Origin of the sequence: Thermogemmata fonticola (assembly GCF_013694095.1) — a bacterium.
Classification (GTDB): Bacteria; Planctomycetota; Planctomycetia; order Gemmatales; family Gemmataceae; genus Thermogemmata; species Thermogemmata fonticola.
On sequence record NZ_JACEFB010000004.1, the window covers coordinates 315,796 to 325,470 of the forward strand.

Below are 9,675 nucleotides of genomic sequence, written 5' to 3' on the forward strand. Positions count from 1 at the left end.
GAGAGCATCCGCTCCGCCCGCCTCCCCACCGCCCTCCCCCTTGCCAGCGTCCACTTCAGCCTACCCTCCGCCCTTCACACCCTCCGCGCCTCGTGACACCCGCAACGCTCCCCACCTGCCGCCCTCCGTTGCAGTCCCGCCCCTCAGCGCGCCCCGTACAATGGAGGCAGCAGGAGGACCCCGCGAGGACAAACCCATGCCCCGGAATCGGGTTGAAATCAAAAGCCTTTACTACATCACGCACCTGGACAATGTCTCCTCGATCCTGGAGAAAGGTATCCTGTCCCACAGCCGTGTTGCCACCGAAGGCGTGCCGTTCACACCGATCTTCACACCGATCTACGACGCCAGCATCGTCAGCAACCGCCAGCACAGAATGACCCCCGACGGCCGAAGTCTCTGGGAGTACGCCAACTTGTACTTCCAGCCCCGCAATCCCATGATGTACCGCGTCGTCTACGAGAAAGGCGCTGACTATCTCGCCGTCCTCGGCGTCAAGCCGAAGTCCTCCACCTGCCCCACATCTGGATAACCGACGGCAACGCTGCCAGCGAACTGACACAATTCTTCCCTGCCTCGGACGGCCGGAAGATCATCCAAAACCAGTGGTCCATCCTCCAGGCCGACTACTGGAAAAAAGAGGATGGCTCGAAACGCAAAATCATGGCCGAGTGCCTCGTGCCGGAACAGATCGACCCCTCCTCGATCCACACCATCTACGTCGCCAGCCATCAGGTGAAAAAGCAACTCGAAAGCCACATCCGCCCTGCGAAAATCCCCGTCGTCCCCGAACCGAATCTGTTCTTCCAGCCCGACTTCAAGAGACGAATCGGAAACAACATCTCCCTGGTCGAGGGAGATATGTTCTTCTCCACCATGCAAACGCTCACGGTGAGCGTGAACCTCCAGGGTATCATGGGCAAAGGATTGGCCTCGCGCGCCAAGTATCAGTTCCCCGACGTCTACGTTTACTACCAGGACTGTTGCCGAACGCGGCGCTTGGCGGCGGGCAAACCCTGCCTCTACAAGCGGGAAAGCTCCCTGGACGAAGACCTGGCCGATCTCTCCACCCCCCAGGACATCCCCAATGCCATCAAATGGTTCCTGCTCTTTGCCACCAAGCGGAGATGGCGCGACAATTCTCGAATCGAAGACATCGAAGCCGGCCTCGCTTGGTTCCGCGATCACTTCCGGGCAGAAGGGGTGAAGTCTGTCGCCTTCCCGGCCCTCGGTTGCGGCTTGGGAGGACTCCGCTGGGAACAGGTCGGACCGTTGATGTGTCGGTACCTCCACGATCTCGGCATCGACGTCGCCATCTACCTGCCCCGCGAACGCGAAATCGACGAGCAATACCTCAGCGAAAAATACCTGCTCGGCGAGTGAAACGGGAAATGAACGGCTCCGGCACCGAGCGTTCCCGTATGACTGTACCCTGTCACTTCCGAAAATTGGCTATTTGACAATCCGAGGTTTACTGTTCACAAAATCATTTCTACATTTGTTCTCACCCCGCCGCCTCATAGACGACCTTACACTGCCGCAGATACGGCGAATTCCGCAACGCCTCCTGACCTTCAGTGCTAATCGTATTGTCCTATAGGCCCAAAAGGCCAAGTTCTGCAGGTAGGGCGATTGCGCCAACGCCTTCGCGCCAGCGTCGCCGACCTGATTCCCAATCAGGTCCAGTATCATGTGTTGCACCTGAAGATGAATGAACTCGGCTCGCGCCGGGGCGCCATTTTCTTCGAGAAAATCGGCCAGAATTAGACGGGGCAACGGGTCCAATGGCTGTTTGGCGATCTGACGCAATAGTGTCAGTGCAGTGGACCCAAACCGTCCCCACCACGGCTCCACCACAAACGGCTCCGGCACCTCACGCTCCCGCATGGCCCTGCGTCCTTCGCAAGTTTTTCATCCCAGATGAGCTGGTTCATTCCGTCTGGAGGTTGTTTGGATTATATCCTCTTCCGGTTTTCCTGCCTGTCGAGTTTTGCGGCGGATCGGAGGAGGGGGACGGCCGGTGACGCCGGGCTGTCCATGCTTGGGGGTGGACAAGTTTTGGCAGCGGCGGTTTCGGTTGGCCAGCTACTTCCTGAGGCGAGTGTCTCGACAAAGCCGGCGGCGGACGGCATCATAGAAGACAGCCTGTCCCGGCGGGGACAGTTTTTCTGGCTAGGGGAGGAAGGAAGCGATGAGGTACGAGCATGAGGTTGGGGCCAGGCGGCGGGGGCGGCGTGCCGGTGGGGGGACTTGGGTCTGGGGTCTGGCAGTCGCCGGGCTGCTGGCGGCGGCTGCGCCGGTGTTAGCAGGAGGGGAAGCGGCGGCGAGCGCGGCCCAGCGGCCGAACATCCTCTTCTTTTTCGCAGACGATTGGGGCCGGTATGCTTCGGTGTATGCCGCCCACGAAGCAGCGCCGGCGGGCTTGTGCCAGGTGCTGCGCACGCCGAACATCGACGCGGTGGCGCGTCGGGGGGTAGTCTTCCGCCATGCTTTTGTGCCGGCGCCGTCCTGCACGCCGTGCCGCAGTTCCCTGCTGACGGGCCGATACTTTTTCCAGACCGGACGAGCCGCCATACTGCAAGGGGCGCAATGGGAGGAAAGCTTGCCGGCGGTGCCGTTGCTGTTGCGTGAGGCGGGGTACACGATCGGCAAGACGGGGAAGGTGTGGAGTCCGGGCACGCCCGCGGATGCCCCCTTTGGCGGGCAGCGCTTCGCCTATCAGCAAGCGGGGATGGCCTTCCAGCGCTTCTCTCAGCAGGCGATGCAGGCGGTGGAACAAGGGGCGAGCGTGGAACAGGCCAAGGCGCGGCTGCTCCAGCAGGCGGACGAAAACTTTGCGGCGTTTTTGCGGCAGCGCCAGGCGGGGGAGCCGTTTTTCTACTGGTTCGGCCCGACGAACACGCACCGCTCCTGGGCCCGCGGCTCCGGGAAAAAGCTCTGGGGCATCGACCCGGACGCGCTGCAAGGCCGCCTGCCGCCGTTTCTGCCCGATGTGCCGGAAGTCCGGGAGGACCTGGCGGACTACCTGGGGGAAGTGCAGGCGCTCGATAGCCTGCTCGGTGTTCTGCTGAAGCGGCTGGAACAAGCCGGGGAGGCGGAGCGGACCATCGTGGTGCTCAGCGGCGATCACGGCGGGCCGGGCTTCCCCCGTGGCAAATGCAACCTTTACGACTTCGGCACGGCGGTGGCCCTGATCGTCGCCGGCCCCGGCATCCCCGGCGGGCGGACCGTCGATGACTTCGTCAACCTCATGGACCTGGCCCCGACATTTCTCGAGCTCGGCGGCGTGCCCGTGCCCAAAGGCACCGCGGGACGCTCCCTGCTGCCCATCCTGCGCAGCGACCGTAGCGGGCAGGTCGATCCCAGCCGCACCTGGGTCATCACCGGTCGGGAGCGCCACGTGGCCGATGCCCGCGCCGGCAACCGGCCCTATCCCCAACGGGCTTTGCGCACACGGGAGTGGCTCTACATTCGCAACTACGCACCGGACCGCTGGCCGATGGGCGACCCCAAAGCCGCCGCCCGCACCCCCCTGCCCTCCTGGGACGTGCTCGCCAACGACACCTTCGCCGCCTTCGCTGACCTCGACGCCGGACCCACCAAAGCCTGGCTCATCCTCCACGGCCACGAGGAACGCTGGCAACCCTTCTTCCGCCTCGCCTTCGACAAACGGCCCGCCGAGGAACTCTACGACCTCCGCCACGACCCCTACCAGATGAAAAACCTGGCCCAGGACCCCCGCTACGACGCCCCACGGCACAAGCTAGCCCAGGAACTCGAACGCCGCCTGCGCGCAGCGGACGACCCCCGCCTCGTGGAAGCCGACTGCCGCTTTGAACGCCCCCCCTTCACGGACCCCGCCCCGCCTCCCAAGAAGAAAAAGTAGAGCGCCGTCTGCCTCCAAGGGAACGTTCGCCATGCTGGAAGTGAACGCCGCCCAACAGATCGTCCTGGCTGCTGTCAAACCGCTGTCGCCGACCCGCGAACCCCTGGACCGCCGCCTGCTGGGCCGCCTCCTGGCCGAAGAAATCATCGCCCCGCAGGACAGTCCCGCCTGCGACAAATCCCTGCGCGATGGCTACGCCGTCCGTGCCGCCGACTGCCCGTCAGCCGGAACCGTCCTCCAGGTGATCGGCGAGATCGCCGCCGGTGCTGCGCCGGGAGCAGGGATCGGACCAGGCCAGTGCCAGCGGATTTTCACCGGTGCCCCCCTGCCCGCCGGGGCGGACGCCGTCGTCATGCAGGAAGACGTCGAACTGCTCCCCACCGGCCACATCCGCCTGCGCCAGGGACCCGTCCGCCCCGGCCAGTGGGTCTATCCCCGCGGTCAGGAAATGCACGCCGGCGAAGCCATCCTCACCCCTGACACCCGCCTGACACCCGCCGCCCTGGGCGTGCTCGCTAGCCTCGGCCGTGCGTCCGTACAGGTCATCGCCGCCCCCCGCGTCGGCATCGTCGCCACCGGCAATGAACTGCTCGCTCCCGGCCAGCCGGGGACCCCAGGGAAAATCTACAACAGCAACGGCCCCCTCCTCTCCGCCCTCCTCGCCGCACTGCCCCTCGAATCCATCGACTTCGGCATCCTCCCGGACGAAGAAGCCCCCCTCCGCGCCGGCCTCGAACGCATGCTCCAACAGTGCCATGCCATCGTCATCGCCGGAGGGATGTCCGTCGGAGATTACGACCTGGTGCCCCGCACCCTCCGCACCCTGGGACTGGACGAACACATCCGCCAGGTCCGCATGAAACCCGGCAAACCCTTCCTCTTTGGCCGCTGCGGCGATCGCCTCGTCTTCGGCCTGCCGGGCAATCCAGTGAGCGCCTTCGTCTGCTGTCAGCTCTTTGTCCTTCCCGCCCTCCGCCGACTCCTCGGATATGCCGAAGCCGACTGCTATCCCCCCGTCCTCCCTGCCCGCTTCCGGGAAGCCTTCGCCGCCAGTAACGACCGCCCCACCTATCACCCCGCCCGCTACGAACTCCGACCCACCGAACTGCTCGTGAAACCCCTCCCCTGGTCCGGGGCCCCCGATCTGCGCGCCCTGCTGGCCGCCAACGCCCTGCTCCTGCTCCCCCCCGGCGACGTTCGCTACGCCCCCACCGACCCCGCCTCCTTCATCCCCCTGGATCGCACCTGAGCCGCCCCCCTGCCCCTTCCCCGCTTCCGCCACCTCACCGCACGACCCACGAACAACCTGAAAAACCCAGATCGACGGGAACGAAACGACGGAACCCCGCCGCCTCCGGGAAGGGTTCCTGCTATTGGCCTCTCCGACCGCCGCAGAAAAAGAGCCTGGGAAAAAGGAAAGCCGGCAGCGGCTCCCGCAGACTTCCGCTCCCGGCCCCTCGCAAGAGATTTTCAAACGCCTTTCGGCATCACTGCATGTGAAAGTTAAAAGTTTTCATGATGTTTATGTTCACATAAGTAAGTTTCAAACGCCTTTCGGCATCACTGCATGTGAAAGGGTATCCAAGCGCCGCGAAGAGGAGACTAATTATGTGTTTCAAACGCCTTTCGGCATCACTGCATGTGAAAGGATATGACACCGCGGCGTCATGATGCATCCACATCGTTTCAAACGCCTTTCGGCATCACTGCATGTGAAAGACCAGGAGCGGGTAGCTCAGGCTCCTGGGCAGCAAGTTTCAAACGCCTTTCGGCATCACTGCATGTGAAAGTGAACCGGAAGTGTCTAAATGGCAGAAAGGTGTGGTGTTTCAAACGCCTTTCGGCATCACTGCATGTGAAAGGAGGAGAGTCATGGAGGTTTATGTGTCACTGTCTGGGTTTCAAACGCCTTTCGGCATCACTGCATGTGAAAGGATATGACACCGCGGCGTCATGATGCATCCACATCGTTTCAAACGCCTTTCGGCATCACTGCATGTGAAAGCCGGCGAGCAGTCGCGAAAATCGATTAGTTCGTCTTTCGTTTCAAACGCCTTTCGGCATCACTGCATGTGAAAGACTACTGGGAGGAGCTAAGGAATCTGGTGAAGGGGTTTCAAACGCCTTTCGGCATCACTGCATGTGAAAGATTGCGCGGACGGTTGACGCGCCGGTCGTCATCGAGGTTTCAAACGCCTTTCGGCATCACTGCATGTGAAAGCTGGAACGCGAGTAAAGCTTCTCCGTGATGCCATCCGTTTCAAACGCCTTTCGGCATCACTGCATGTGAAAGTCCTTCCAGGGGCAGCACGAGGCCGCTGTGCTGATGTTTCAAACGCCTTTCGGCATCACTGCATGTGAAAGAAGCAACTTCTCTGCTTCTGTCGCGTCATACAACTGTTTCAAACGCCTTTCGGCATCACTGCATGTGAAAGGTTGATAACGGCACTAATTCTGAATCTGAAACTGTTGGTTTCAAACGCCTTTCGGCATCACTGCATGTGAAAGTTAGACTCATCACGGTTTGAATGTACGCGACGTTCACGGTTTCAAACGCCTTTCGGCATCACTGCATGTGAAAGAGCTGGCTCTTGCCGCCCTAGAAATCCTAGCATTTGCTCGAGGTACTTTCAAGCACCCCCCCAAAAAATTTTTCGATTTTTTTTCCGACCCCCCTTCGGAGGAAAGATCAGTAACGTATAGTATTGGGAAATAAGAGGTTGCGATTAATCAAGCACGTCCCCGCTAGTAGATTCGGATCAAGTTGTTTTATGGCAGTTAGTTACGTCGAAATTGAGGTGAGGTCGAAGTTGCACGCGGAGGTGCTTGAATGAACGTTGGTTTGAATGATGTGGGTCAGTTCCGCACAGGGAAGGCGAGCGGTTCGGGCGAATGGGGAATGGGGAGTGGGGAGTGGGGAGTGGGGAGTGGGGAATGGGGAGTGGGGAATGGGGAGTGGGGAATGGGGAATGGTGGGAAGCGGCGAGCGGTTCGGGCGAATGGCGAATGGCGAATGGCGGAAAGCAGTGAATGGCGAATGGCGAAGGGCGAATGGTGGAAGACAGCGAGCGGCGAGCGGCGAGCGGTGGGGCGAATGGCGAATGGTGGGAGAGGGGCGAGCGGGGGAGGTTCCGCCCCCGGAATGCGGTCCGCCTCGACCCCTGGTGTCAACGAGGCGGCAGTGAAGGATGTGGTGGCGGTGCTGAAGGGGCTGGGGAAGCGGTGAGGGTCGGGGAAGGGTCGGCGTGCGGGGTGCGAGGGCGGCGGAGGTGAGTCAGGAGGGCATCGGCGAGGACGAGGAGGACGGCGAGCCAGACGCAGGCGAGGGCGGCCAGGCGGGCGGTGGTCAGCTCTTCACCCAGGACGGTGAGGGCCAGGAGCAGTTGCACGGTGGGGGAGATGAACTGGAGGAAGCTGAGGGCCAGGAGGGTGAGGCGGCGCAGGGAGAGGGTGAAGGCGAGCAGTGGGACGACGGTGACGAGTCCGCTGGCGAGGATGGCGGCGGTGGCGGCGGGTGTGGCGCCGAGGTGGTGGTGACCGGAGCCGGCGAGGAGGAGGTAGGCGGCGGAGGGGGGCAGAAGGAGGGCGGTTTCGACGGTCAGGGCGGCGATGGAATCCAGGGGGATTTGTTTGCGGAGGAGGCTGTAGAGTCCGAAGGTGAGGGGGAGGGCGAGGGGGAGCCAGCCCCCCTGTCCGTTGAGGAGGAGGGGAAGCGCAGCGCTGAGGGCGACCAGGGCCAGGGCGGGGTAATGGGCGGGGCGGAGGCGTTCGCCGAGCAGGGCGGAGCCGAGGGCGGCGTTGACCAGGGGCAGGAGGAAGTAGCCGTGGCTGGCTTCGGCGACGCGATCGGTGACGGTGGCGTAAATGTACAGCAGCCAGTTGACGGCCAACAGACTGGCGGACGCCCCCAGGCGCATCATCAGGCTGCGGTCTGCCAGAGCGCGGCGGAGTTCCGCGCGGGGCTGACGATGGAGCGTCACCAAAAGCAGAAGCAGGGGCAACGACCAGACGATCCGCTGGGCGAGGATTTCCCCGGCGGACAGGCCGTAGCGTTTGAGCAGGGCGAAGTAGAGGGGCACCAGTCCCCAGCAGGTGTAGGCGCCGAGGCCCCAGAGGAGGCCGGAACGGGAGGAGCCGGTCACGCGGACCTCCCCGGAGCGGGAGTGGAAGTCCGGGGCTGGACGCCTGCCGCTTCCTGGAGCGCGCGGCCCAAAAGCTGGTGGAAGTAATAGCCGCCGTTTTCCCGCTCCACGCTGAAGCGCCCGTAACGGTAGCTGCGACTGTGGAGGTTCCGCTGGACTTCTTCGCAGACTTCCATGTCTTCCCGCTGAACTTGCTCGGTCACCGCCAGGCTTTCCGCGATGAAGTCCGGCGGCGTTCCCTCGGCAAAGTAGAGGTCGAAGAGGACCCGGCAGCGCTCCACCCCCAGGGGCACCACAATGTTGCAGTCCATCACGCCGGGGTAGATGTTGAACATGACGTTGGGATAGACCCACCAGTAGGCGGCCAGGTCTCCGCTGCGGGTGCGTCCGACGGCGCCGCTCGCCGCCTGCAACGGGCTGACTTGCAACACCGTCGCCCCTTCGCAAATCGTGCGGTAGTCCCGGTACTGCAACGCTTCGGATAGGCCGGGATGCACCGTGTTGACGTGGTAGCCGCCGTCGAGATAGTTGTCCACATACACCTTCCAGTTGCAGGCCAGGTCATAAACCCGCCGCTCGTGCCAGACTAAGCCCTGGAACGCCTGCCGGTCGGCTGCCCACTGGGGCAACGGGTGCAGATAGCTTTCCAGGTCCGTCGCGGGCTGGCCCAGATGGACCCAGACGTACGGTCCCCACTCGGCCGTTGCCACCTCCGGCAAGCCGTTGGCCTCGCGATCGAACTCTTCCACCCCGGCGAACTCCGGCACGCCCCGCAGCCGGCCCCTCAGGTCATACGTCCAGCCGTGATAGCGGCACCGCAGCTTGCTGGCCCGCCCCTGCTCCGCCGTGCACACCCGCGCCGCCTTGTGCCGACAAACGTTGATAAAACCCCGCAGCACCCCGTCCTCCCCTCGCACCACCACCACGGGCTCGCCCGCCACGGCGAAAGTCACATACGACCCCGCCTCCGCCACCAGCTCCCGCCGACCCACCGCCTGCCACGTCTGGCCAAACACCGCCTCCCGTTCCAGCTCCGCCACCCCCTCCCAGGTGTACCACTCCTTCGGCAGCGTCCGCGCCCGGCTCAACGGCCGACCCGGATCAAAATCCGCCAGCACCTCCCGCACCGCCTCCGCTACACCCCTTCCTGTTCCTTCCATCGCTGAACCCTCCCTTCCCCTTCAAATCGTGACGCAGGAAAAACCGCCGTCCACCACAATATTCTGCCCCGTCACAAAACCGCTCGCCCGCCGACTCGCCAGCCAAACCACCGCGCCGCCCAACTCCCACGGCTCCCCAAAACGCCCCATCGGCGTATGAGCGATGATCGCCTGGCCCCGCTCCGTGTAATTCCCCGCCTCATCGTACAGCAGCCGACGATTCTGCTCCGCCGGGAAAAACCCCGGACTGATCGCGTTGACCCGCACCCCATACGGCGCCCACTCCCGCGCCAGCCACTGCGTCAGGTTCAGCACCGCCGCCTTCGCCGCCGAATAAGCCACCACCCGCGACAGCGGTCGCATCCCCGCCAGCGAGGCGATGTTGATAATGCTCCCCCCACCCCCCGCCACCATCACCTCCCCAAACACCTGGCACGGCAACAACACCCCGCCTACCAGATTCAAATCAAACACCCCCCGCCATGCC

The 9,675-nt window shown here is 63.3% G+C and carries 8 protein-coding genes, 1 pseudogene and 1 CRISPR repeat array; of the genes and pseudogenes, 5 read left to right on the top strand and 4 right to left on the bottom strand.

All coding sequences use genetic code 11. The features are described 5' to 3' along the window. Positions 1-196 precede the first annotated feature (196 nt). Positions 197-747 (top strand): annotated as a pseudogene (locus tag H0921_RS18515) (DUF4433 domain-containing protein); the annotation flags it as partial. A gap of 168 nt (positions 748-915) precedes the next feature. Next, positions 916-1,383, top strand: coding sequence for a macro domain-containing protein (locus H0921_RS18520; RefSeq protein ID WP_228499264.1), 468 nt, complete (start codon positions 916-918; stop codon positions 1,381-1,383). 69 nt (positions 1,384-1,452) lie between these two features. Here the strand turns inward: H0921_RS18520 and H0921_RS18525 are convergent, their stop codons facing one another. Further along, positions 1,453-1,887: a TIGR02996 domain-containing protein gene (locus H0921_RS18525; protein WP_194537628.1), complete on the bottom strand. Its 435-nt coding sequence runs from the start codon at positions 1,885-1,887 to the stop codon at positions 1,453-1,455. Between the two features lie 304 nt (positions 1,888-2,191). On the opposite strand from H0921_RS18525, the gene H0921_RS08560 reads away from it, so the two are divergent. The 3 genes from H0921_RS08560 (at position 2,192) to H0921_RS08570 (ending at position 7,112) form a co-directional block, all read left to right on the top strand. After that, positions 2,192-3,886, top strand: coding sequence for a sulfatase family protein (locus H0921_RS08560; RefSeq protein ID WP_194537629.1), 1,695 nt, complete (start codon positions 2,192-2,194; stop codon positions 3,884-3,886). 31 nt (positions 3,887-3,917) lie between these two features. Further along, positions 3,918-5,135: a molybdopterin molybdotransferase MoeA gene (locus H0921_RS08565; RefSeq protein ID WP_194537630.1), complete on the top strand. Its 1,218-nt coding sequence runs from the start codon at positions 3,918-3,920 to the stop codon at positions 5,133-5,135. 218 nt (positions 5,136-5,353) lie between these two features. Next, positions 5,354-6,468: direct repeats of the CRISPR family, unit length 36 nt; unit sequence GTTTCAAACGCCTTTCGGCATCACTGCATGTGAAAG. 248 nt (positions 6,469-6,716) lie between these two features. Further along, on the top strand, positions 6,717-7,112 hold the full coding sequence (locus tag H0921_RS08570; RefSeq protein ID WP_194537658.1) for a hypothetical protein: 396 nt from the start codon (positions 6,717-6,719) through the stop codon (positions 7,110-7,112). On the opposite strand, the gene rarD is transcribed toward H0921_RS08570, so the two are convergent. From rarD to H0921_RS08585, 3 genes are all read right to left on the bottom strand, one after another. Next, positions 7,054-8,028 carry an EamA family transporter RarD gene (rarD, locus tag H0921_RS08575; protein ID WP_194537631.1) on the bottom strand — a complete coding sequence of 325 codons (975 nt, stop codon included), beginning with the start codon at positions 8,026-8,028 and terminating at the stop codon, positions 7,054-7,056. The genes H0921_RS08570 and rarD overlap by 59 nt on opposite strands. Further along, the gene (locus H0921_RS08580) at positions 8,025-9,188 is read right to left on the bottom strand and encodes an aromatic ring-hydroxylating oxygenase subunit alpha (protein ID WP_194537632.1); all 1,164 of its coding nucleotides are present in this window, start codon (positions 9,186-9,188) and stop codon (positions 8,025-8,027) included. The genes rarD and H0921_RS08580 overlap by 4 nt, the downstream gene beginning before the upstream one ends. 21 nt (positions 9,189-9,209) lie before the next feature. Further along, on the bottom strand, positions 9,210-9,675 hold a 466-nt coding region (locus H0921_RS08585; protein WP_194537633.1), incomplete at its 5' end, for an SDR family oxidoreductase.

What these genes read in the sequence shown, in the direction of transcription:
- H0921_RS18520 (WP_228499264.1), top strand. Translation starts at nt 916, where the DNA reads ATGGGCAAAGGATTGGCCTCGCGCGCCAAGTATCAGTTCCCCGACGTC.
- H0921_RS18525 (WP_194537628.1), bottom strand. Translation starts at nt 1,887, where the DNA reads ATGCGGGAGCGTGAGGTGCCGGAGCCGTTTGTGGTGGAGCCGTGGTGG.
- H0921_RS08560 (WP_194537629.1), top strand. Translation starts at nt 2,192, where the DNA reads ATGAGGTACGAGCATGAGGTTGGGGCCAGGCGGCGGGGGCGGCGTGCC.
- H0921_RS08565 (WP_194537630.1), top strand. Translation starts at nt 3,918, where the DNA reads ATGCTGGAAGTGAACGCCGCCCAACAGATCGTCCTGGCTGCTGTCAAA.
- H0921_RS08570 (WP_194537658.1), top strand. Translation starts at nt 6,717, where the DNA reads ATGAACGTTGGTTTGAATGATGTGGGTCAGTTCCGCACAGGGAAGGCG.
- H0921_RS08580 (WP_194537632.1), bottom strand. Translation starts at nt 9,188, where the DNA reads ATGGAAGGAACAGGAAGGGGTGTAGCGGAGGCGGTGCGGGAGGTGCTG.